Source organism: Streptomyces sp. NPDC046197, from assembly GCF_040646295.1.
Classification (GTDB): domain Bacteria; phylum Actinomycetota; class Actinomycetes; order Streptomycetales; family Streptomycetaceae; genus Streptomyces.
Map to the genome: position 1 here is coordinate 128620 of NZ_JBEYZY010000017.1, position 21475 is coordinate 150094.

Genomic DNA, 21475 nt, shown 5'->3' on the forward strand with positions numbered 1-21475 from the left:
TCGCGGCAGGCGCATTCAATCGGGGGAGGTCGGCCCAGGTGATCCTGACGGTCACGCTGAACACCGCTCTCGACATCACCTATCGGGTGCCGTCCCTCAGACCCCACACCTCGCACCGGGTGTCCCAGGTGACCGAACGGCCCGGCGGCAAGGGACTGAACGTGGCCCGGGTGCTCGCGGCCCTCGGCCACGAGGTGACGGTCACCGGCTTCACCGGCGGAGCCACCGGGAGCGTCGTGCGCGACCGGCTCGCGGACTCGCTCGGCGTGGCGGACGCGCTCGTCCCGGTCGCCGGCGCGACCCGGCGCACCATAGCCGTCGTGGACGAGCGCACCGGCGACACCACCCAGCTCAACGAGCCGGGGCCGGTCATCACCCCCGGCGAGTGGTCCACCTTCCAGGACGTCTACGAGAACCTGCTCGGCTCGGTGTCGGCGGTGGCGCTGTGCGGCAGTCTGCCGCCCGGCGTGCCGGTGGGCGCTTACGCGGGCCTGGTGCGCTCCGCGCACACCGCTGACGTCCCCGTACTGCTGGACACCAGCGGCGAGCCGCTGCGCCGGGCCGTCGCCGCCCGCCCCGACATCATCAAGCCGAACGCCGAGGAGCTGGCCGAACTCACCGGCTCCCACGAGCCCCTGCGCGCCACCCAGGACGCCCGCAGACGCGGCGCCCGGGCGGTCGTCGCCTCCCTGGGCGGCGAGGGCCTCCTCGCCCACACCCCGGAGGGCCACTGGCGCGCCACCCCGCCGGCCCGCGTCCACGGCAACCCCACCGGCGCCGGGGACTCCGCGGTCGCGGGTCTGCTGTCGGGGCTGGTCGAGCACCTCCCCTGGCCGGACCGCCTGGCCCGCGCCACCGCCCTGTCCACGGCCACGGTCCTCGCCCACGCGGCCGGCGAGTTCGACCGCGGCGCCTACGAGGAGCTGCTGGGGCGGGTGTCGGTGACGGGGGAGGTCAGCGCCGCCTGAGGGTCAGCCGCCGGACTTGACCCAGCCCTTGACCAGCCAGAGCTGGTCGAGGTTCGCGTCGCACTGGTTGCCCTGCTCGCACGAGACCTTGATGGAGTTCGTGCCCTTGTTGAGCTGGACCCAGTTGAACGTGTGCGTCCAGCCCTTCTCGTAGTCGCCCGCGGGGGCGTTCGCGTAGTTCTTCAGGTTGACCGGCGTGGTGGACGGGGTGCCGTTGACCGTGAGGGTCGCGGTGCCGTCCTTGCCGGGCACGCCGTAGCCGACGAAGAGCGTGTACTTGCCGTCGGCCGGGATTCCGTTGACGTTCCAGGTGATCGAGGCGCCGGGCTGGTTGAAGCCGGTGACGTAGACGCCGCCGTCCGCCTTCGCGCCCTTGACGTCCGACGCGGTCGTGGCGCCGCCGCCGAGCAGCAGGGCCTTGGCGTCGATGGTCGGCAGGTTGTCCGCGGCCGCGGCGCTGTTGCTCGCCGACGGGCTCGGCGCGCTGCTCTGCGAGGCGGCCGGGGTGGAGCCCCCGGCCTTGTCGCCGGACTTGCCGTGCGAGTTGTCGCCGATCATCGCCACGCCGATGCCGATGACCACCGCCGCGACCACCGCGATGGCGCCGATCAGCAGGCCCTTGGTGTTCGGGCCCCGGCCGCGGCCGCCGCCCTGGGCGGGCCGGCCGGTCGTGCCGGTCGTCGGGGCGCCACCGGGCAGCGTCTCCGGGGCCGCGTAGTGGGCGTTCGGCTGGCCGTACGCGCCCTGCTGCGGGACCTGCCCGTACGGCGCCGTGGGGGGCTGCTGGGCGTACTGCCGCTGGCCGACCGTGCGGACCCGGCTGACCGAGTTCGGGTAGCCGTAGCCACCGGACGGCGGCTGGGCCCCGTTGGCCTGGCCATCCGCGTACAGATAGCCGAACGGGTCGTCGTCCTCGGGCGTGCTCGCGCCGCTGTTGCCGGGCGTCATCCCTTGGTACTCCTCAACAGGTGCGGGTCGGGTGCGGTACGTGGTGAGAATGGCGAGCCTACCCGTTCTTCGTGCCCCAAACGGGTGACTCACGCCGCATCAGCCCACTGACCTGCCCGTCATCCGGCACGCCGGTGCTGTTTGGGACGAGATCGTTTCTCTACATACATACGTTCGTCGGCAGACTTCAACACTTCGTCCGCCGTCATGCCGCAGTGCGCCCAGCCGATGCCGAAGCTGGCGCCGACCCGCACGGCGCGGCCCTCGGCGCGGATCGGCTGGATGATCTCGTTGCGCAGCCGCACGGCGAGGTCCTGGGCGTCGGCGCGGCCCAGCCCGTCGGCCAGGATCACGAACTCGTCGCCGCCGAGCCGGGCCACCGTGTCGCCGTCCCGGACGCCGTTGCTGAGCCGCTGGGCCACCTCGATGAGCACCGCGTCGCCCGCGTTGTGTCCGAACCGGTCGTTGATCGACTTGAAGCCGTCCAGGTCGCAGAAGAGCACGGCGAGGCCCTTGGCGCCGTCGTCGTGGTCGCCGTCGGGGGCGACGGTGTGCACGTGGTGGTCGAAGGCGTCGTACGCCTCGGCGGCGGACCGGAAGTCGAAGCCGTGACCGCCGACGTCGTACGCCGGGTGGCCGTAGGCCGCGTCGAGCGACTCCAGCTCGCCGGGGTACGCCGACTGGGGGCGCCGGCAGAGGCGGGCCGAGAGGCGGGCGCGCAGCTCGGCGGAGTTCGGCAGGCCGGTGAGCGAGTCGTGGGAGGCGCGGTGGGCGAGCTGGAGCTCGCGGCGCTTGCGTTCCTCGATGTCCTCGACGTGGGTGAGCAGGAAGCGGGGGCCGTCGGCGGCGTCCGCGACGACGGAGTTGCGCAGGGACACCCACACGTACGTGCCGTCGCGGCGGCCCAGGCGCAGCTCGGCGCGGCCGCCCTCGGCGGAGGTCCGCAGCAGGGTGCCGATGTCCTCGGGGTGGACGAGGTCGGAGAAGGAGTAGCGGCGCATCGCGGAGGCCGGGCGGCCCAGCAGCCGGCACAGGGCGTCGTTGGTGCGCAGGATGCGGCCGTGCTGGTCGCCGCCCATCTCGGCGATGGCCATGCCGGAGGGGGCGTACTCGAAGGCCTGCCTGAAGCTCTCCTCGCTGGCGCGCAGGGCCTGCTGCTCGCGCTCCAGGCGGACAAGGGCGCGCTGCATGTTGGCGCGCAGCCGCGCGTTGCTGATGGCGATGGCGGCCTGGAACGCGTACATCTGCAGCGCCTCACGGCCCCAGGCGCCGGGCCGGCGGCCGTTGCGGGGCCGGTCCACGGAGAGCACGCCGAGCAGCTCGCCGGAGGAACCGCCCGGTCCGCCCGGCGTGTACATCGGGGCGAACAGGCGGTCGGAGGGGTGCCACTCGTCCTCGAAGCGGGGCGCGGGCCCGTCCGTGTACCACTGCGGGACGTCGTCGTCGTCGAGGACCCAGCCCTCGGTGTGGGATATGAAGACCAGGTCGCCCCACTGCTCGCCCATGCCCAGCCGACGCTCCCAGGCCTCGCGGGAGCCGACACGGCCGGCGATCAGCGCCTCGGCGGCGGAGTTCCCCGCGAAGGCGGCGACCACGAGATCGCCGTCGGGGCGTACGAGGTTCACGCACGCCAGCTCGTAGCCGAGGCCGTTCACGACTCCGTCGGCGACGGTCTGCAGTGTGTCCGCAAGGCTTCGGGCGGTGTTCATGTCCGCCATGACCTGGTGCAGTTGTCGCAGGGTCGCCAGCCGGACGTACGGCTCCGACTCGGTCTCCATGCTCGCCCTCCCCCCGCGACCTCGCAGCGAATCAAGGGTTCTCTTCGGCGTATCGTCTGGTGCAGCGTCCCAGCCACTGAATCACAGCGCGAAGCCCACTCGGTACACAGGGTCAACAATTCATGGCGCTTGTGACTCAAGTCACAGCTAAACGTGAACAATTAAGTGGAGTTTCTGCGTTTTCCCTGCGCCTTTACTGAACGCAAAATTTTGCGGGTGCGCGGACATCATGAACGAGTGTTCCGCCGGACCCGCCGAAATCCGTCGGCGAGTACTCCGCCGCAGGTCCTAGGTCCGGCTTCGGGCCAGGGCCCGATGCGGGCGGCGGCAACCGGTGATTAGCGTTTGTTGTGTGCTGAACACATCTGCCGCTCCGTCGTCCCGCGCCGTCACGGCCTCCGCCGCCAAGGCCTCCGCCGAGCTCCCGGCTTCGCTCGAACAGGGGGGACTCCCCTCCGGGCATGCTGAGGGGGTGAGCAACGAGGAGTTCCGCGCCGCCATGTCCCGGCTGGCCGCGGGCGTGGTGCTGGTGACCGCGCAGGAGCCGCCGCTCGACCCGGGCGACCCGCTGGCGCCGGGGGGCGAGGACGTGGGCATGACCGCCACGGCGTTCATGTCGGTGTCCCTGGACCCGCCGCTGGCCCTGGTCAGCCTGCGCGAGGGTTCCCGCATGGACGACCTGCTCGCCGAGCAGCCGTTGTGGGCGGTCTCCGTGCTCTCCGGGAGCCAGCGCCACATCGCCGGCCGCTTCGCCATGAAGGGCCGCATCAGCGACCGGCTCCTGTTCGAGGACATCCCCTACGTCCGCGGCAAGCTCTCCGGCGCCCCGCTGGTGGGCGGCGCCCTGGCCACCCTGGAGCTGCGCACCGAGCAGCGGGTGGCGGCGGGCGACCACACGCTGGTCATCGGGCGGGTCCTGACGGCACACGTCCCGAGCGCCGACGGCGGCCCGCTGACGTACTTCCGGGGGCGGTACCGGCTACTGGGCTGAGCGGGAATTCCGTGGTCCCGCGATGGGGCTGGGTCTCCGACGGACCGGGGAGAGTGCCGAGGGCCGGACGGTGGGCGTGCCGGAGCTCTCCGGCAGCACGGAGTGACAGCGGGTCCCGGTGGTGTCGTCACCGGGTCCTGTCGCGGTGTCGTCACCGGGCCCTGTCGCGGTGTCGTCACCGGGTCCTGTCAGGGGCGGGCGGGAGTTCGACGACAGGGCCTCAGCCCCAGTCGCGGCCCGAGCGTCCGCGTTTCGTGTCCGCCCGCTGTTTCTTCTCGCGCAGGCGCCGCTCGTTGATGCCGCGCGGGATGCGGGTCGGCTTGCGCGGCCTGGGCGGTGGCGCGCTCGCCTCGGCGAGGAGTGCGGCCAGACGTACGGCGGCGGCCTCGCGGTTGCGCCACTGGGAGCGGTGCTCGGAGGCACGGACGCTGACGACGCCGTCGACGAGCCGGCCGGCCAGCCGCTGGAGCGCCCGCTCCTTCCACACCTGTGGAAGCGCCTCGGTCCGCGCCAGGTCGAAACGCAGCTCCACCTGCGAGTCACTGGTGTTGACGTGCTGTCCGCCGGGCCCCGACGAGCGCGAGAAACGCCACATCAGCTCGGCCTCGGGGAGCGAGACGGAGCCGCGGACGACATAGGGACCAGACATGCCGTACATGTTCCCGGCTGTGCCCGGCCCACGTCACCCGGTTTTCACGACGGCCAGGGTTCCAGGGGCACGGGTAAAGAGGGTAAAGAGATGCGGAACCATGGGGACCCCCCTTGGCGTTCCTAGGGGTGGCGGTAGCTTCGTCCGCACACGCAACGAGGGAAGGGACTCCCAACAATGGCTGTAAGCCTGTCCAAGGGCGGCAATGTCTCGCTCACGAAGGAAGCTCCGGGCCTGACCGCCGTCACCGTGGGCCTCGGCTGGGACGTCCGCACCACCACCGGCACGGACTTCGACCTCGACGCCTCCGCGATCGCGGTCAACACGCAGGGCAAGGTCTACTCCGACGCCCACTTCGTCTTCTTCAACAACAAGCAGACCCCGGACAACTCCATCGTCCACACCGGTGACAACCGCACGGGTGAGGGCGCCGGTGACGACGAGGCCATCAACGTCAACCTCGCCGCCCTCCCCGCCGACATCGACAAGGTCGTCTTCCCGGTCTCCATCTACGACGCCGAGAACCGCGGCCAGAACTTCGGCCAGGTCCGCAACGCCTACATCCGCATCGTCAACCAGGCCGGCGGCGCCGAGATCGCCCGCTACGACCTCTCCGAGGACGCGGCCACCGAGACGGCGATGGTCTTCGGCGAGCTGTACCGCAACGGCGCGGAGTGGAAGTTCCGCGCGGTCGGCCAGGGTTACGCCTCGGGCCTGGTCGGCATCGCCCAGGACTTCGGCGTCAACGTCTGACGGACTCCCTCGCGGTCGCCGGGCATCGGGGTTGCCCCGGTGCCCCGGCCGGGCAGGGCCGGGGCCCCGGTCTTTCCCCGGGCGCCGACGGCCCGTCCGCGGTACGTTGCGCCGGTGATCCTCGAAGTCCTCACCGTCGCACCCGACCACGAACTCCCGGGTGAGCTGCTGGTCGAGCTCACCGCGCTCTACGCCTCCCACCGCGAGTTCCACGCCCTCAGCGGCGAGTTCCCCGACCCGGACGACATCCGTCCGGAGCAGGTGGCGGCCGCCCTGGCCGAGGAGCTGGCGAACCCCGACGTGGAGGTGCTGCTCGCCCGCGCAGAGGGGTGGCTCGTCGGCATCGCGATCACACTCGCCCGCCATCCCGACCCCGCCGACCCGGACCCGTGGATCGGCCTGCTGATGGTGGACGCCGGCGCCCAACGGCGTGGGTACGGGCGGCGGTTGGCCACACTGGTCGAGGAGCGCTTCCGCGCGGCCGGACGGACCGCCGTACGCCTCGCCGTCCTGGAGAACAACCCCAGGGCCCTCGCCTTCTGGACCGCCCTCGGCTACCACGTCATCGACCACCGCCCGGACCGCCGGCTCGGCCGCCCCTGCTCGGTGTTGCGCAAGGAGCTGACCACGCCCCGGCCGTCGTGACCCCGCCGCGGCGGACGGACCTCAGGGGTGTGCGGGCTTCCCGTCGCCGTACAGCCAGTCCTTCCAGATGCCGCTGAAGTCCTTGTCCGGCGCCTTCTTCTCCACGTATGCGGTGAAGTCGGCGGTGTCCGCGTTGCCGTGGCGGTGGGTGGCGGCCCAGCCCTGGATGATGTCGTAGAAGGTGTCGTCGCCGACGGTCTGCCGGATCTTCTGCAGGACCATCGCGCCGCGCTGGTAGACGGGGGCGTCGGAGATGTGCGCGGCGCCGCTCGGTCTCGCCGGCGGATACGCCCAGATCGCCTTGTTCTCCTCGTCACTGTCGTAGTAGTCGCCGCGGTAGAGGTGGTCGAAGGTCTGCTGCGCGCTCTCGCCGCCGTTGTCCTCCCACCACAGCCACTCCGCGTAGGTGGCGAAGCCCTCGTTGAGCCACATGTCCCGCCAGCTCCTCGGCGTCACGGAGTCGCCGTACCACTGGTGGGCGAGTTCGTGGACGAGGGTCTCGACGTCCGGGGCGCCGGAGAAGAAGGGACGGTTCTGCGTCTCCAGGGCGTAGTCGGCCGACTTCGGGGGGCCGACTATGGCGCCGGTGGAGGAGAAGGGGAAGGGCCCGAAGTTGTACTCCTCCCATTCCATGATCTGGGGCAGCTTCGCGAGCACCTCGCGGCTCGCCTCCGCCTGGCCGGTGGCGACGGCGACGTAGACCGGCAGGCCGTTCTTCGTTGTCGAGCGGGTGATGTCGTAGTGACCGATGGCGAGGGTGGCGACATAGCTGGCCATCGGTTCGGCGGTGCGCCAGCGGAAGGTCGTGCGGCCGCCGCTGCTGGTCCGGCTCTTCAACTCGCCGTTGGAGACGGCCTGCAGACCGTCGGGCACGGTGACGGAGACGTCGTAGGTGGCCTTGTCGGAGGGATGGTCGTTGCCGGGGAACCACGCCATCGAGCCCGTCGGCTCGCCGAGCGCCACCCCACCGTCGGCGGTGGGCAGCCAGCCCTCCTCGGAGCCGTCGGGGTCGGTGATCGTCACCGGGGTGCCGGAGTAGCGCACCGTCGCGCTGAACGTCCCGCCCTTCCTCAGCTCCTCGTGCGGGCGGACGGTGAGTTCCTGGCCGGCCCGGTTGAAGTGGGCGTCCCGGCCCTCGACGGTGACGCCGGTGACGTCCATCCCCTGCAGATCCAGGTTGAAGGCGGTCAGGTTCTTCGTGGCGCGAGCGGTGATCACCGCGGTGCCGGTGAGGCGGTGGCCGTCCGGGGCGTAGGCGAGGGTCAGGTCGTAGTGGGCCACGTCGTATCCCCCGTTGCCCGCCTTGGGGAAGTACGGGTCCCGCACGCCCCAGCCGCCCGGGGTGCCGTGCACACCGCCGCCGCAGGCCGTCAGGGTGAGCGCGAGCAGCATGGAGAGCGCGGCCGCGGGGCGGCCGGCGGGTGCGGATCGGGACACAGGAGCGATCCTATGCGGCGGCCGTGACACCATCGCCTACGTGCTCGACATCGGCTACGCCCTCTCCAACCGCTTCCCCGACCCCCCGCAGACGGACTACCGGCGTGCGGACGTGCACGCGCTGCGGCACGACCTGTTCTGCGGTGACGTGTATCTGGCCGACACCGCGGCGGACCGGGAGCTGGCCACGGCCTGGGGGTGGGTGCCGGTGCTCGACTTCGCGTGGGCGCTGTGCGACATCGTGGAGCGGCTGGACAGGGACCCGGCCGGTTCGCGCGCCTCGCGCCCGCAACGGGCGGAGCTGGACTTCACCGAGTCGACCGACCGCATGCTCTTCGAGCGGCGGTTCGGCTGGGTGGACATCGAGTCCGACTGGATGCCGGCCGAGGAAGCGCCGCTGACCTTTCCCCACGCCACGCTGCGCCGGGAGGCGCGGGACTTTCTGCACGACCTGATCGCCGACCTGTGCGACATGCACGAGGACCTCGCGGAGAATCCGGCGATCTGGACCCTCCAGGCCCGCTTTCCCCGGGTGCCGTGAGCGGGGCGCACGGCCTGTACGATCATCCCCCGTGCCCGAAACGATCTCCCGCCACCAGCGTTCCGCGCTTGGCCACTTGGCGCCCGGTGAGCAGCTTCAGACGTACGCCGTGGTCGTCCCCGCCAAGGGTGCCAAGGGCGTCAAGGTGAGCATCCACGGGCACGGGCGGTTCGGCGGGGAGCTCGGTGACCAGCTGGTGCGGAGCGTCGGCGCGCAGTCCGGCGGGGCCGGCAGCATCGCGTCCGGCCTGCCGGCCACCTCCGGAGCCCTGCTGATGCGGGTCACCGACCAGCGCGTCGGCCTGGTGCACCCGCTGGACGGCACGCCGGTGTGGGAGGTGCCCCGGGCCTGGGTGGCCCGGGTCGATCGGCGGCCCCGCCTCCAGCTGATGGCCCGCTTCCGGCTCCACTACGCCGACGGCTCCTGGCTCGCCTTCCTCACCATGCGGCGCCGGACCATCGAGGACTTCCGCTCCTGGATCGGCTGAGCTCCCGGCGCGCGGCCGTCAGCCCTCCACTCTGATCCCCAGCCCAGCCGCCAGCACCGGTGCCAGGTCCAGCAGCTGGGCGGGGCTGATCACCGCCCCCGCCAGCCGGTCCACACCGCGGGCGATCTCCAGCGACGCGGCCCCCCGCAGGTCCACGTCGGTGAACGTCGCCGCGGTGAAGTCGGCGGCCTTCAGCGCGCAGTCCACGAACTCGACCCGCTCCAGCCGGGCACCCCCGAAGTCCGGCTCGACCAGGACGCAGCCCTCGAACACGACGTCCCTGAGCCTCGCCCTGCGCAGGTTCAGACAGTCGATCTTGCCGCCCCGGATCCACACCCGCTCCAGGACCGCTCCGTGCAGCTGCACCCCGCCGAGGCGGGCGTCGACCAGCTCGACGTCGCGCAGGGTCGACTCGGCGAGGTCGGTGCCGACCCCCCGTATGCCGGTGAGGACCGAGTCGAGCAGCCGGGCGTGGTGCAGGGACGTCTCCTGCAGGGCGCAGCCGGTCAGCGCGCAGTCCAGGAAGCGCGCGCCGGCGCCGTTGTGCCCGGCGAAGTCCGCGTCCCGGAACTCCAGCCCGTCGTAGTCGCCGTCCGGCGCCAACTCCCCGCCGCCGTACGTCTGCAGCGGCGGCAGCCGCACCTCCGGCCGCCGCGCCGGCCTCACCCCGGTCCCGTCGGCACCGCTCCCGCTCGCACCGGTCCTGCCAGTTGCTCTCCTCACCATGCCCCCATGCTGCACCCGACCACTGACAACGCCGCCGACCGCGCCCAGCGCCGCCCCGCCCCGCCGCGGCCAGCGCGTCACCCCGGGACGGCGCTGCGCGCGGGCCACCGCGGGACCCTGCCCCGGCAGGTGCCGGAGCCATGACCAGGCATAGGACGGACAGGGATGCGGTACCTCCCGATTCATGGTCTTCTGGCCAGGTGACTGTCACCCGAACAGGTGAGGCGACGTCCGAGCGCACCGGCCGTCGCCGCTGGTGGGGCCTGGTGGTGATCGCGCTGGCACAGCTGATGGTCGTCCTCGACGCCACCATCGTGAACATCGCCCTCCCCTCCGCACAGCGCGACCTGCACATGTCCGACGGCAACCGTCAGTGGGTCATCACCGCCTACACCCTCGCCTTCGGCGGACTGCTCCTGCTGGGCGGGCGGATCGCCGATCTGGTGGGCCGCAAGCGCACGTTCGTCATCGGGCTCGTCGGCTTCGCCGGTGCCTCGGCCCTCGGCGGCGCGGCCATGTCCTCCGGCATGCTCTTCGGCGCCCGTGCGCTGCAGGGCGCCTTCGCCGCCGTGCTCGCCCCGTCGGCGCTCAGCCTGCTCACCACGACGTTCACCGACCCCAGGGAGCGTGGAAAGGCGTTCGGGATCTACGGCGCCCTCGCGGGCAGCGGATCGGCGATCGGCTTCATCGTCGGCGGGCTGCTGACCGAGTACCTGAACTGGCGCTGGTGCCTGTACGTCAACGTCCCCATCGCCGTCGTCGCGGTGCTCGGCGCCCTCGCCCTGCTGCCCGACAGCCCCCGCCGCGCGGGCGCCCGGCTGGACGTCCCGGGCGTGCTGCTGGGCTGCGGCGGTCTGGTCGCGATCGTCTACGGGTTCAGCGAGGCCGAGCCGCGCGGCTGGACGGACCCGCTGGTGCTGACCCTGTTCGCGGGCGGCGTGGTCCTGCTGGCGGGGTTCGTGTGGCGGCAGACCCGGGCGCCGGTGCCGCTGCTGCCCCTGCACATCATCAGGGACCGCAACCGGGCGGGCTGCTTCCTGACCATGCTGCTGGCCGTGATCGGCATGTTCGGGCTGTTCCTCTTCCTGACCTACTACCTGCAGGGCATCCTCGGCTACTCGCCGCTGCGGACCGGTCTGGCCTTCCTGCCGCTGACCGCCGCGATCATCGTCGGCTCCACGCAGATCTCGGCCCGCCTGCTGCAGCGCGTGGCACCGCGGATGCTGATGGTCCCCGGCATGGTCCTGGCCGCGAGCGGCCTGGTGATCCTCACGCACATCACCGTCGCCTCGGAGTACACCACCGAGATCCTGCCCGCGCTGCTGCTGATGGGCCTGGGCATGGGCCTGACCTTCATGCCGGTGTTCGCCACCGCCACCGCGGGCGTGGCCCCGCAGGACTCGGGCGTCACCTCCGCGACCGTGAACACCTCGCAGCAGGTCGGCGGTTCGATCGGCACCGCCCTGCTCAACACGATCGCCACCACCAGCAGCGCCGCCTACATCACCGCCCATCTGAGCGGTCCGGCGGACCGGGCCCGGGTGGTTCCGGAGGGCGTCGTCCACGGGTACACGGTGGCCATCTGGTGGGCCGCCGGCGTCATGCTGCTGGCCGGGCTGGTCGCGGGCCTGATGGTGACGGCGGGGCCTCCCGGGCGCGGGGCGGCGGACGCGGTGCTGCCGGAGCCGGTGGCCTGAGAAGCCCGCGAAGGGGTGGGGAGGGGTCCCGTACGGGGCCCCTCCCCGTGGAGGTCAGCGCAGGCGCCGGGGGTCGATCGCCCAGATGCCGCGCCCGTGCGTGGCCGCGTAGAGCAGGCCGTCGGGGCCGGTCCTCAGCTGCATGACCGCCGTGGTGGGCAGGTTGTCGCCCGCCACCTTCCAGCCCGCCGACTTCGGGGTCCGGACGAGGACGCCGAGGTCGGTCCCGAGCACGATCGTCCCGCCCTTCAGCAGGGCCACCGAGTTCGCCGGAACGTCCGGCAGGTTCCCGGAGACGTCCTTCCAGGTCACCCCGCCGTCCCGGGTCTCGAACAGGTGGCCCACACCGGCGCCCGGACCCTCGGTCCACTTGCGGGAGAACCCGTTGACCGCGAGCAGGACGTGGTTGGCGTCGGCCGGGTCGATCGCGAGCCCGGACAGGTACCGGTTGGGGACGGTGCCGTCGACCGGCAGGGTCAGCTGATGCCAGCCGGTGCCGTCGGCGTTGCCCACCGCGATGCCGCGGGTGAAGCCCTGGTTGTTGCAGGGCCCGCACCAGGCCGCGTACACCTTGCCGCCGGAGGCGGCGACCGCCGTGGCGGTGTTGCCCGCCCCCAGGTCGTAGGCGCCGGACCATTCGCTGCCGCTGCGGATCGCCCAGCCCTTGGTGTTGATCCACACGTGCCGGCCGCCGGCGACCCAGGTGTTCTTGTCCTTGATGTCGGCGTTCAGCGGGGCGATGAAGCGGGCCTCGCTGGTGGCGCTGTCGGGCGGTGCGACGGAGTACGTGGTCGCCTTGGACGGGTCGGTGGTCCAGCTGCCGTCGTTGACCGCGCAGTTCTGCGTCACCGACACCGCGAGGTAGACGTACTCCTGGGCGGTGTTGCAGCCGGCCGCCGGGTCGGTGATCGTGTCGCCGCCGTCGCCGCCGAAGTCGGAGCCCATCACACGGTCTCCCGGGCGCAGGACCGACTGGCCGTTGTCCTGCAGGCCGCCGGTGACGGCGACCCCGCGGCCGTCGGTGCCGACGCCCACCGAGTAGTACTGCAGGGCGTCCATGGTGCCGTCGTTGAGGGACGTCCAGTCGGTGGCGTGGCCCTCGGCGTTGGCGCTGCCGTTCAGCGGGCGCCGGTAGGCTCCGCCGTCGTCGCCCACGACGACGTACGGCTTGCCGTGGTCGCTGCCGATCGTCACCGCGTGCTGGTCGGCGTGCACGGTGGCCGGGCAGTCGCCGGACTGCTTGGCCGGGTCGATGGACCAGCACTTGAAGCCGAAGTTCCAGTACGGTCCCGGGACCGTCCAGGACGTGCCGCCGTCCTTGGTTTCGAAGACCTCCTCCAGACCGGCGTACACGTGGTCGGGGTTCTTCGGGTCCACGGCGAGGAACTGGTTGTACCAGGCCTGGATGCCGGGCTGGTACCCGGCGCCGGTGAGCGCCGAACCGGAGTCGCGCAGCTGCTTGTAGTCGGCGATCCTCGTCCACGGGCCCGTGGGCGAGCCCGACTTGGAGACGAAGATGCCCTCCAGGCCGCTGTCGGGGTTCTCGGCCGTCTGCTGCGGCGACTGGTCGATGGCGTAGTAGCGGGAGCCGTCGGCGCTGCGCGCGAAGGTGACGTTGCCGACGTCCTCGCTGTTTGCCGGCAGGTCGCCGAGCCCGGTCAGCCGCTGCCAGCCGTCCTTGCCCTTGGTGTAGAAGCCGTTGTACGTGTCACCGCCGCGCCAGCCGACCGCGAGCACCACGTGGTCCGGGTTCTTCGGGTCCACGGCGATGTCGTTGGCGATGTTCTTGTAGGCGGCGTTCGGATCGGCGGCCTTCGAACCGCCCGGCAGATAGTCCGGGTTGGGCGCGAACTCCAGCCTCCAGGCACCCTTCAGGGTCTTGGTGGAGTGGCTCCACACGCCCCGCGTGGTCGCCGCCCACACCTTGTCGCCGGCGAACCGCAGCGCGTGGATCGAGGTCGACTCCAGCTCGTCGCCGCCGACCCGGTCGCGTCGGCTGAAGCTGCCGTGCCGCGGGTCGTCGAGGACGTAGACGCCGGTGCCGAGGAAAGAGGTGGCGCTGGTGTTCGCCTCACCGGTCGCGTACCAGAGCCGTCCGCGGCCGTCCAGCTGCAGGTCTCCGGTGGACAGGGCGGGCAGCCCGTCGGAGATCTCGGTCCAGTGGCCGCCGCCGGTCCGCGACCGGAAGACACCGCCGTTGGCCGAACCGGCGTACACATAGCCGCGGTTGTCGGCGGCGAGTCCGGTCACCCGGCCGGTGACCCGGCCCGAGCCGCCGCTGGAGTTGGAGTTGACGTCCCGGTAGCGGGGGTCGTCGGAGTCGTAGGGCAGCCGGGTCACGTCCTGCCAACTGCCCTTGGTGTGCGGCAGGTTCCGCAGCGCGTCGTAGGCGGCCCCGTACGCGCCCGGCGCGACGATGCCGGGCGAGGTGCGGGCCTCGGCGTACTGGTCGGCCTGTTCGGCGATCCCCTCACCCTCGTTGCCGCCGTCGTCGTCCCCGTCCTTCGCGAAGGCGGAGCGGCCCTGGTGCTGCTCGTTCAGCCGGGCCTGGTGGCGCAGCGCGCGGACCCCGAAGGGGTCGCCGCCGCCACGCCCCGCGGCCTGGGCCTGCGTGATGGTCAGTCCCAGTGCCGCGGTGGTGATGAGTACTGCCGCTGTTCGTCTTCTGTGCCGGCTTGTGGCCGCCATGAAGTGCCCTCCCCTAAAGAGCCGTGGCGTACATGACAGACGTCGGCACACAGCTTCAATGGGAAGGGAGTTGCGGGAGGTGTCTCGTACTGCAATCAGAGGGTAAAGATTCAGCCGTGGCGCGAAGCCACGTCAATGACGCCCGGCCACCCGGTCGGCCATCCGGGCCAGACGCGACGACTGGGCGCTGTGGGTCAGCAGTTCACGCCGGTCCGCCGTGCGGTAGGTGGCGTACATGCCCTGCACGCCCAGCCAGCGCAACGGCTCCGGCTCCCACTTGCGGACCTTGTGGCCGACCCAGGGCAGGTCGGTGAGCTCGGTCCGGCCCCCCTGCCCGGAGTCCTGCCGGACGAGGTCCCTGAGGGTGCGGGCGGCGAGGTTGGTGGTGGCCACGCCGGAGCCGACGTAGCCGCCCGCCCAGCCCAGTCCCGTCGAGCGGTCCAGGGTGACGGTGGCGCACCAGTCGCGCGGCACGCCGAGCACGCCCGACCAGGCGTGCTCGACGCGCACCCCGGCCAGCGCGGGGAAGAACCGGATCAGGATGTCGCGCAGGGCCTCGATCGTCGCCTCCTGCGTGCGGCCGTCGTTGTCGGTGCGCGAGCCGAAGCGGTACGGCACCCCGCGGCCGCCCAGCGCGATCCGGCCGTCGGCGGTGCGCTGGGCGTACATGTAGGCGTGCGCCATGTCGCCGAGGGTCTCCCGGCCGGCCCAGCCGACCGCCTCCCACTGCTCGTCGGTCAGCGGCTCGGTCGCGATCATCGAGGAGTTCATGGGCAGCCAGGTGCGCCGCTGGCCCTTGAGCGAGGCGGTGAAGCCCTCCGTGCAGCGCAGGACGTACGGCGCCCGTACGGTTCCGTACGGGGTGACCGCGTGCTTCGGGCGGATCTCCGTGACCGGCGTCGACTCGTGGATGGTGACCCCGAGGGCCTCCACCACCGCCGCGAGGCCCTTGACGAGCTTGGCCGGGTTCAGCCGGGCCCCGTGCGGGGTCCAGGCCGAGCCGACGGCGTCGGCCACCCGGACGCGCTCGGCGGTCTGCCGGGCGCCGTACAGCTCGCGGTCCTTCTCGCCGTACGACAGCTCGTGCTCGTGGAAGGCCTTCAGGCGGGCCAACTGGGCGGGAGTGCGGGCTACTTCCAGCACGCCGCCCTTGTGCACGTCGGCCTCGACGCCCTCCTCGGCGGCGACCCGGATCACCTCGTCGACGGTGTCGTTCATGGCGCGCTGGAGACGTACGGCGGCCTCGTGGCCGTGCAGCTTCGCGTACCGGTCGCGGCCGGCGATCCCGTTGTACAGCCAGCCCCCGTTGCGGCCCGAGGCGCCGTAGCCGCAGAACTTCTGCTCCAGGAGGGTGATCCGCAGGAAGGGAGCCGCCTTCTTCAGGTAGTACGCGGTCCACAGTCCGGTGTACCCACCGCCGACGATCACGACGTCGGCCGTGGCGTCACCGGTGAGCGGCTCCCGCACCGAGGGGAGACCGTCGTGCGCGAACCAGAAGGAGACGCCGCCGTTGACGGCACTGCTTGCCGAGCTGCTCATGGCCGGACGTTAACGCCTCGCGGCGGCCAGTGTCTCCTTCGGATTCCATGCTTTTCCCCGCCCTCTGACCAGCGGATAGCAGCCGAGACCGATCAGAACGGCGGTGAAATGCCCGAGATCGGTGAAGGTGCGCCCGGCCACCAGCGGCACCCCGTAGAAGACGAGCACGGCAGCGGCGTAGGCATACCGCCAGGGAGGGGCGATCCGGTAGGTCAGCACCCCGACCACCCCCGCCAGCGCGTAACTCACGCCCACGTCCAGGGTGTTGACGGCGGACTCCGGCGCCACGCCCCGCCGGATCGCCCACAGCAGGGCGCCCTCGCTGATCAGGGTCGCCAGCAGGTGCGCGGCCACGCACACCAGCAACCAGCGCAGGGTGCCCAGCCAGCGCTCGGCCTGCGCGTGGAAGACCGTGTACAGGACCACGTACGGCAGCCAGTGGCCGCTCTCGATCCACATCGCACTGGCGACCAGCACCCGTACGGGGTTGTTGGACAGCTCGTGGATGTTCGTCGAGCGCTGCCGCAGGAACTGGTGCTCGATATGGGGGGTCATGCGGTGCAGGGCGACGGTGCTGACGAACAGGACCAGCAGCCAGACGTACGTGCCCGGGGCGCTGCGGACGTATGCCGCCACCAGGTCCAGCCCCCGCCGAAATCGCATGCCCCAGCTCACACCCGCAAGTATGGGCGCGAAGGCGACCGAGGTGCCCGGCGCGCCGGCCCGGCAGCCATCACGACCCCGCTCGATCGGCCGCCTCCCGTCCCATGACACGCCGCCGGATGGCCCATCCGGCGTTCCAACGACTCATCAGGTCATAGCGTGCAGTATATGACAAAACGCCACATCTCCCTGCTCCTTTGCACCGCGGCGCTCGTCGGCTCGGGGGTCGGCGCCGCCTGGCCGACCTCCCTGCCGAAGACCTATCTGGTGCACCAGGGAGAGTCGATCCAGAAGGCGGTGGACTCCGCCAAGTCGGGTGACACGGTGCTGCTGTTCCCCGGCGTCTACCACGAGAGCGTCAAGGTGACGACGCCCGGGCTGACCCTGCGCGGCATGGGCCACGCCACCGTCCTGGCACCGCCCGCCGGCAAGGCCACGGGCGACTGCGGCGAGCGCGGCAACGGCATCTGCGTGGCGGGGACCAAGACCAAGCGGCTCAAGGACGTCACCGTCTCCGACCTGACCCTGACCGGCTTCCCCCGCGCGGGGCTGATCGCGGTGGGGACCGACGGGCTGACCGTGCAGCACGTGACCGCCGCGAACAACGGGCTGTGGGGCATCGCCGAGGAGCGCTCCGTGCGCAGCGTGATCCGGCAGAACACCGCCCAGGACAACGGCGACGCGGGCGTCTTCCTCGCCAACACCATCACGGCCGAGCAGGGCGCCACCGAGACCCAGGGCACGCTGATCTCCCACAACCGGCTGGAGGGCAACCGGATCGGCGTCACCGTCCGCCGCCTGCGCGACCTCACCGTCGCCGAGAACAACGTCAGCGGCAACTGCGCGGGCGTGTTCGTCGTCGGCGACGAGAACAAGCCGAAGGCCGGCAACCTCACCGTGCGCGGCAACTGGGTCGTGGAGAACAACAAGTACTGCCCGAAGACCGCCCGGCTGCCCTACCTGCAGGGCTCCGGCATCGTCCTGACCGGCGCCGAGGACACCCGGGTGACCGGCAACGCCGTCGTCGGCAACACGGGCAAGTCCCCGCTGTCGGGCGGCGTCGTGCTGTTCAAGAGCTTCGTGGGCGTCACCAGCGACCGGAACCGGATCAGCGACAACACGCTGGACTCGAACACGCCGGCGGACATCGTCAACCAGGAGTCCGCCAAGCGGAACAACACCTTCGAGCACAACGTCTGCTGGGCCTCCAAGCCCGCCGGACTGTGCTGAGGCCGCACCCACCCGTGGACCCGACCAAGCCCTAGGAAAGGGAGGCGGCACATGACGACCGCACCATCCCCCAAGCGCTCGGCCCCGCTCGAGCAGGGGGCGCCCCCCGCCCCACCGCCGTCCATGCGGCTCAGGGAGCTCGCGTTCGGGGCGGCCTGTGCCGGCGCCCTCCGGGCGGCCGCCCGGCTGGGTGTCGCCGACGCGCTGGGGGACGGCCCCATGGCCGTGGAGGACCTCGCGGCCGCTTTGAAGACCGAGCCCAAGCCGCTGCGCCGGCTGCTGCGCGCGCTCTCCTGCTACGGCGTCTTCGCCGAGCGGCCGGACGGGGCGTTCACGCACACCGACATGTCCCGGCTGCTGCGCGAGGACGACCCCAACAGCCTGCGCTACATCACCCTGTGGTGCACCGAGGCGTGGACCTGGGACGCCTGGCCGAAGCTGGACGAGGCGGTGCGCACCGGCCGCAACGTCGTGCAGGACCTGTACGGCAAGGAGTTCTTCGTCTACCTCAACGAGGACGCCCCGGAGTCGGCCGACGTCTTCAACCGGGCCATGACGACCTCCAGCCGGCAGTCCGCGCAGGACGTCGCCGAGCTGCTGGACCTGTCGGGGGCCAAGTCGGTGGCCGACATCGGCGGCGGGCAGGGGCACGTGGTGGCCGGACTGCTGGAGAAGTACCCCGCCATGCACGGCACCCTGCTCGACCTGCCGCGGGTGGTGGAGAACGCCGACCCACGGCTGCGCGCGGGAGGCCCACTCGCGGACCGGGTGCGCATCGTGCCCGGCGACTGCCGTGAGGCCATCCCGGTGAAGGCCGACGTCTACATCATCAAGAACATCCTGGAGTGGGACGACGACTCCACCGCCCGGTGCCTGCGCAACGTCATCCAGGCGGGCGGGCCCAAGGCGCGGGTCGTGGTCATCGAGAACCTCGTCGACGACACGCCGTCGATGCGGTTCAGCACCGCCATGGACCTGCTGCTGCTGCTGAACGTCGGCGGAGCCAAGCACACCACCGACAGCATGGTCGGCCGGCTGAAGGCGGCGGGCCTGGTCATCGACGACATCAGCCCGGTCAACCCCTACCTGCACGCGTTCGACTGCACCGTTCCCGCCTGACCGGTGCACTGTCCCCGCCTGGCCGGCGGGACCTTCCCGGACCACCGGCCGCCGGGCCCGCGACACTGCGGGCCCGGCGGCCGGTGGCCGTCTGTGTGGCCAGACGGCGGGGTCGGACGGCGGGATCGGACGGCGGGGTCAGGCCGCCCGGTCGCGCTCCCAGAGGTAGAAGCGGGTGGCCATCGCGTCCTTCGGTGAACGCCAGGTCTCCGGGTCGTAGGCGCTGACGAACGCCGACAGCCGCTCGCTGATGTCCCGGAACTCCGGGTGCCCGGTCACCTTGGCGATGGCCGGACCGGGGTCCCGTTCGGCCTCCACCAGGTGCATGTACACATCGCCGAACTGGAAGAGGCTGCGCCGGGTGACGCCGACCAGGTGCGGCAGCTCCCCCCGGTCGGACTCCTCGAAGATCCTGGCGATGTCCGGGGCCGAGCCCGGGGCCATCCGCGCGACGATCAGTGCTTGGTGCACGGTCCTGTCCTCCGTCCGGCTCAGTCGCGGGTCAGGGCCGGCTCGGCCCGGTGACCTGCGGCGGCCTTCTCGATCTTGTCGCGGATCAGGGCCAGCTGGACCTTGGAGTTCTTGTTGATGTTGTCGGTCATCCAGTCGTCGTCGACCGGCGCGTCCGGCTTCATCGCGAAGTCCTGGGTCCAGATCATCCGGGTCCCGGCCGGGACCTCCTCGTACCGCCAGTGGATGTTCATGTGGGCGAACGGTCCCGTCTCGACCCGCCGGGCCCGGACGGTCAGCGTGCCGCGGTCGGGCTCGCGCTCGGAGACCCAGCTCCAGACGGTGCCGTTCTCGTCCGGGTGCATGGTCAGCCGGAAGGTGCACTTGTTCCCTTCCTGGGACAGGATCTCGGCGGAGGCGTACTCGCTGAAGAGCTGCGGCCAGCGCTCCACGTCGTTGGTCATGTCCCACACCAGGTCCACCGGTGCGGCGATGGTGATCTCGTTCTCGGTGTGTCCGGCCATGTCAGGCTGCTTCTTCCATGAGAGTGCTGTTGACGAGGTCGAGGAACTGCCGGGGGGTCTTGCAGTGCTCCGCGTCGGGAGGCATCGGCGTGCCGTGCCGGTTCTCCAGTTCGCCCACGACACCGAGCAGCCCGAGCGAGTCGATGCCGAGCTCCTCGAAGCCGATGTCGGGCCGGTCCGCCAGCTCCTGCGGGCTGACGGTGATACCAGCGGCCCTCTTCATGAGTTCGGCCAGTTCTTCCACGGTGATTCGGTCACTCATGCGTTTCTCTCCTTGTTGCTCCCGATTGCTCCCAATTGCTCTGCATGGCTCCCGTTGTTGCTCCCGACAGCTCCCGGCGGCCTCGCCACGAGGCGTCGGTGCTGGATCCGTTCGCCTACGGGGCGCCACAGCCGGCGCCGTGCCGCAGCACCAGCGCCGAGTTCGAGCCCATGAGCCCCCGGCTGAGGACCAGCGCGGTGCGCACCTGGGCGGGGCGGGCGCGGACGGTCACCAGGTCGAGGTCATGGCAGACGTCGAAGACGTTGGGGGTCGGCGGGATCAGACCGTGTTCCATGGCCAGGACCGCCGCCGCCGTGTCCAGCACGGGCGCGGCGCAGTAGCCGCGGCCGGTGCCGGTCTTCGGCGCGGTGACCGGCACACGCCGGCCGTGCGCGCCGAGCGCGTCGACGACGGCAAGAGCCTCGGCGCGGTCCGCCTCCGGGATGCCGAGGGCGTCGGCGAAAACGACGTCGACCTCGCCGGGGGCACAGTGCGCCTCGTCCAGGGCACCGCGGATCGCCTGGGCCAGCCCCTCCCGGGACAGCTCCCAGCGGGAGGGGCCGGTGAAGGTCGCCGCGTGCCCGGCGATCTCCGCCCGCACGGGCACGCCCCGCTCCCGCGCCACGCCCGCCTCCTCCACGACGAGCATGGCGCCGCCCTCGGCGGGCACGAACCCGCAGGCGTCGTCGGTGAACGGGCGGTAGGCGCGTGCCGGGTCGTCGACCCGGCTCAGCTCCTGGTAACCGAGCTGGCAGACCATCGAGTACGGGGCCAGTGGCGCCTCGGTCGAACCGGCCACGATCACGTCGGTGCCGCGCCGCACGGCCCGCGCCGCGTGGGCCAGCGCGTCCAGACCGCCCGCCTCGTCGGCGGCGACCACCGAACAGGGCCCCTTGAACCCGCGCCGGATGGAGATCTGGCCGGTGCTGGCCGCGTAGAACCAGGCGATGGACTGCCAGGGGCCGACGTAGCGGCTGCCCTTGCCCCACAGCTTCTGCAGCTCCCGCTGGCCGAACTCACCGCCGCCGGAACCGGCCGCGGTGACCACACCAGCGGAGAACGGCGAGTCGCCGACGCCGTCCTGGCCGAGCCGGGCGTCCTCGAGGGCGCGGTCGGCCGCGGCCATCGCGAAGTGCGTGAACCGGTCGGTCTGGACGAGGTAACGCTCCTCGATCGCCGCCGAGGGCTCGAAGGCGCGGACCTCGCCGGCCACCTTCAACGGCAGGTGTTCACAGCCCTCGCGGGTGACGCCGTCGAGAACGCTGATGCCCTCCTGGGTCGCCTTCCAGAAGGTCTCGGTGCTCGTTCCGTTGGGCGCGACCACACCGATTCCGGTGACGGCCGCCCGCCGTTCATGGGGTGCACTCATCGTGTCCTCTC

Annotated in this window: 21 protein-coding genes; 9 read left to right on the top strand and 12 right to left on the bottom strand. The window is 71.6% G+C overall.

Annotated elements, in window-relative coordinates; translation table 11 throughout:
• Positions 1 to 38 precede the first annotated feature (38 nt).
• Positions 39 to 968 carry a 1-phosphofructokinase family hexose kinase gene (locus AB0A61_RS23980; RefSeq protein ID WP_361295661.1) on the top strand — a complete coding sequence of 310 codons (930 nt, stop codon included), beginning with the start codon at positions 39 to 41 and terminating at the stop codon, positions 966 to 968.
• A gap of 3 nt (positions 969 to 971) precedes the next feature.
• Here AB0A61_RS23980 and AB0A61_RS23985 read toward each other — a convergent pair whose 3' ends face one another.
• On the bottom strand, positions 972 to 1916 hold the full coding sequence (locus AB0A61_RS23985; RefSeq protein ID WP_361295664.1) for a carbohydrate-binding protein: 945 nt from the start codon (positions 1914 to 1916) through the stop codon (positions 972 to 974).
• Positions 1917 to 2035: 119 nt separating this feature from the next.
• Entirely contained in the window at positions 2036 to 3694 is a 1659-nt protein-coding gene (cdgB, locus tag AB0A61_RS23990; RefSeq protein ID WP_361295667.1) for a diguanylate cyclase CdgB, read from the bottom strand.
• 472 nt (positions 3695 to 4166) lie between these two features.
• Here cdgB and AB0A61_RS23995 point away from each other — a divergent pair, with 472 nt between their 5' ends.
• The gene (locus tag AB0A61_RS23995; protein WP_361295813.1) at positions 4167 to 4685 is read left to right on the top strand and encodes a flavin reductase family protein; all 519 of its coding nucleotides are present in this window, start codon (positions 4167 to 4169) and stop codon (positions 4683 to 4685) included.
• 220 nt (positions 4686 to 4905) lie between these two features.
• On the opposite strand, the gene arfB is transcribed toward AB0A61_RS23995, so the two are convergent.
• Positions 4906 to 5343: an alternative ribosome rescue aminoacyl-tRNA hydrolase ArfB gene (gene arfB / locus AB0A61_RS24000; protein WP_361295670.1), complete on the bottom strand. Its 438-nt coding sequence runs from the start codon at positions 5341 to 5343 to the stop codon at positions 4906 to 4908.
• Between the two features lie 168 nt (positions 5344 to 5511).
• Between arfB and AB0A61_RS24005 the strand changes: the two genes are divergently transcribed.
• Positions 5512 to 6087 (top strand): TerD family protein, encoded by a 576-nt coding sequence (locus AB0A61_RS24005; RefSeq protein WP_361295673.1) that lies wholly within the window; start codon positions 5512 to 5514, stop codon positions 6085 to 6087.
• A gap of 114 nt (positions 6088 to 6201) precedes the next feature.
• Positions 6202 to 6732 carry a GNAT family N-acetyltransferase gene (locus AB0A61_RS24010; protein ID WP_361295676.1) on the top strand — a complete coding sequence of 177 codons (531 nt, stop codon included), beginning with the start codon at positions 6202 to 6204 and terminating at the stop codon, positions 6730 to 6732.
• 21 nt (positions 6733 to 6753) lie between these two features.
• Here the strand turns inward: AB0A61_RS24010 and AB0A61_RS24015 are convergent, their stop codons facing one another.
• The gene (locus AB0A61_RS24015; protein ID WP_361295816.1) at positions 6754 to 8124 is read right to left on the bottom strand and encodes a M1 family metallopeptidase; all 1371 of its coding nucleotides are present in this window, start codon (positions 8122 to 8124) and stop codon (positions 6754 to 6756) included.
• Between the two features lie 85 nt (positions 8125 to 8209).
• On the opposite strand from AB0A61_RS24015, the gene AB0A61_RS24020 reads away from it, so the two are divergent.
• Both AB0A61_RS24020 and AB0A61_RS24025 read left to right on the top strand, forming a co-directional pair.
• Entirely contained in the window at positions 8210 to 8710 is a 501-nt protein-coding gene (locus AB0A61_RS24020; RefSeq protein WP_361295679.1) for a hypothetical protein, read from the top strand.
• Positions 8711 to 8741: 31 nt separating this feature from the next.
• Positions 8742 to 9197: a hypothetical protein gene (locus AB0A61_RS24025; RefSeq protein ID WP_361295682.1), complete on the top strand. Its 456-nt coding sequence runs from the start codon at positions 8742 to 8744 to the stop codon at positions 9195 to 9197.
• Between the two features lie 18 nt (positions 9198 to 9215).
• Here AB0A61_RS24025 and AB0A61_RS24030 read toward each other — a convergent pair whose 3' ends face one another.
• Positions 9216 to 9923, bottom strand: coding sequence for a pentapeptide repeat-containing protein (locus tag AB0A61_RS24030; protein ID WP_361295685.1), 708 nt, complete (start codon positions 9921 to 9923; stop codon positions 9216 to 9218).
• A gap of 200 nt (positions 9924 to 10123) precedes the next feature.
• Between AB0A61_RS24030 and AB0A61_RS24035 the strand changes: the two genes are divergently transcribed.
• Positions 10124 to 11620: an MFS transporter gene (locus tag AB0A61_RS24035; RefSeq protein WP_361295688.1), complete on the top strand. Its 1497-nt coding sequence runs from the start codon at positions 10124 to 10126 to the stop codon at positions 11618 to 11620.
• 54 nt (positions 11621 to 11674) lie between these two features.
• Here AB0A61_RS24035 and AB0A61_RS24040 read toward each other — a convergent pair whose 3' ends face one another.
• The 3 genes from AB0A61_RS24040 to AB0A61_RS24050 all read right to left on the bottom strand — a co-directional run bounded on the left by AB0A61_RS24040 (position 11675) and on the right by AB0A61_RS24050 (position 16510).
• A complete protein-coding gene (locus AB0A61_RS24040; protein ID WP_361295691.1) occupies positions 11675 to 14308 on the bottom strand; it encodes a glycosyl hydrolase in 2634 nt (877 codons plus the stop codon).
• Between the two features lie 132 nt (positions 14309 to 14440).
• The gene (locus AB0A61_RS24045; RefSeq protein WP_361295694.1) at positions 14441 to 15847 is read right to left on the bottom strand and encodes an FAD-dependent oxidoreductase; all 1407 of its coding nucleotides are present in this window, start codon (positions 15845 to 15847) and stop codon (positions 14441 to 14443) included.
• A 9-nt stretch (positions 15848 to 15856) separates the two neighbouring features.
• Entirely contained in the window at positions 15857 to 16510 is a 654-nt protein-coding gene (locus AB0A61_RS24050) for a rhomboid-like protein (RefSeq protein WP_361295819.1), read from the bottom strand.
• A gap of 168 nt (positions 16511 to 16678) precedes the next feature.
• Between AB0A61_RS24050 and AB0A61_RS24055 the strand changes: the two genes are divergently transcribed.
• Both AB0A61_RS24055 and AB0A61_RS24060 read left to right on the top strand, forming a co-directional pair.
• Complete coding sequence (locus AB0A61_RS24055; protein ID WP_361295697.1) at positions 16679 to 17740, top strand: right-handed parallel beta-helix repeat-containing protein; 1062 nt, start codon at positions 16679 to 16681, stop codon at positions 17738 to 17740.
• 51 nt (positions 17741 to 17791) lie between these two features.
• Positions 17792 to 18859 carry a methyltransferase gene (locus tag AB0A61_RS24060; protein ID WP_361295700.1) on the top strand — a complete coding sequence of 356 codons (1068 nt, stop codon included), beginning with the start codon at positions 17792 to 17794 and terminating at the stop codon, positions 18857 to 18859.
• 138 nt (positions 18860 to 18997) lie between these two features.
• Here AB0A61_RS24060 and AB0A61_RS24065 read toward each other — a convergent pair whose 3' ends face one another.
• The 4 genes from AB0A61_RS24065 to AB0A61_RS24080 all read right to left on the bottom strand — a co-directional run bounded on the left by AB0A61_RS24065 (position 18998) and on the right by AB0A61_RS24080 (position 21464).
• The gene (locus AB0A61_RS24065; RefSeq protein ID WP_361295703.1) at positions 18998 to 19330 is read right to left on the bottom strand and encodes a TcmI family type II polyketide cyclase; all 333 of its coding nucleotides are present in this window, start codon (positions 19328 to 19330) and stop codon (positions 18998 to 19000) included.
• A gap of 20 nt (positions 19331 to 19350) precedes the next feature.
• The gene (locus tag AB0A61_RS24070) at positions 19351 to 19833 is read right to left on the bottom strand and encodes an SRPBCC family protein (RefSeq protein WP_361295706.1); all 483 of its coding nucleotides are present in this window, start codon (positions 19831 to 19833) and stop codon (positions 19351 to 19353) included.
• Position 19834: 1 nt separating this feature from the next.
• Positions 19835 to 20095 carry an acyl carrier protein gene (locus tag AB0A61_RS24075; RefSeq protein ID WP_361295709.1) on the bottom strand — a complete coding sequence of 87 codons (261 nt, stop codon included), beginning with the start codon at positions 20093 to 20095 and terminating at the stop codon, positions 19835 to 19837.
• 115 nt (positions 20096 to 20210) lie between these two features.
• Positions 20211 to 21464 (bottom strand): ketosynthase chain-length factor, encoded by a 1254-nt coding sequence (locus AB0A61_RS24080; protein WP_361295712.1) that lies wholly within the window; start codon positions 21462 to 21464, stop codon positions 20211 to 20213.
• Between the last annotated feature and the right edge of the window lie 11 nt (positions 21465 to 21475).

Coding starts and splice junctions, on each gene's coding strand:
- AB0A61_RS23985 (WP_361295664.1), bottom strand. CDS start 1,916: ATGACGCCCGGCAACAGCGGCGCGAGCACGCCCGAGGACGACGACCCG.
- cdgB (WP_361295667.1), bottom strand. CDS start 3,694: ATGGAGACCGAGTCGGAGCCGTACGTCCGGCTGGCGACCCTGCGACAA.
- arfB (WP_361295670.1), bottom strand. CDS start 5,343: ATGTACGGCATGTCTGGTCCCTATGTCGTCCGCGGCTCCGTCTCGCTC.
- AB0A61_RS24005 (WP_361295673.1), top strand. CDS start 5,512: ATGGCTGTAAGCCTGTCCAAGGGCGGCAATGTCTCGCTCACGAAGGAA.
- AB0A61_RS24015 (WP_361295816.1), bottom strand. CDS start 8,124: ATGCTGCTCGCGCTCACCCTGACGGCCTGCGGCGGCGGTGTGCACGGC.
- AB0A61_RS24030 (WP_361295685.1), bottom strand. CDS start 9,923: ATGGTGAGGAGAGCAACTGGCAGGACCGGTGCGAGCGGGAGCGGTGCC.
- AB0A61_RS24040 (WP_361295691.1), bottom strand. CDS start 14,308: ATGGCGGCCACAAGCCGGCACAGAAGACGAACAGCGGCAGTACTCATC.
- AB0A61_RS24045 (WP_361295694.1), bottom strand. CDS start 15,847: ATGAGCAGCTCGGCAAGCAGTGCCGTCAACGGCGGCGTCTCCTTCTGG.
- AB0A61_RS24050 (WP_361295819.1), bottom strand. CDS start 16,510: ATGCGATTTCGGCGGGGGCTGGACCTGGTGGCGGCATACGTCCGCAGC.
- AB0A61_RS24055 (WP_361295697.1), top strand. CDS start 16,679: ATGACAAAACGCCACATCTCCCTGCTCCTTTGCACCGCGGCGCTCGTC.
- AB0A61_RS24060 (WP_361295700.1), top strand. CDS start 17,792: ATGACGACCGCACCATCCCCCAAGCGCTCGGCCCCGCTCGAGCAGGGG.
- AB0A61_RS24070 (WP_361295706.1), bottom strand. CDS start 19,833: ATGGCCGGACACACCGAGAACGAGATCACCATCGCCGCACCGGTGGAC.
- AB0A61_RS24075 (WP_361295709.1), bottom strand. CDS start 20,095: ATGAGTGACCGAATCACCGTGGAAGAACTGGCCGAACTCATGAAGAGG.
- AB0A61_RS24080 (WP_361295712.1), bottom strand. CDS start 21,464: ATGAGTGCACCCCATGAACGGCGGGCGGCCGTCACCGGAATCGGTGTG.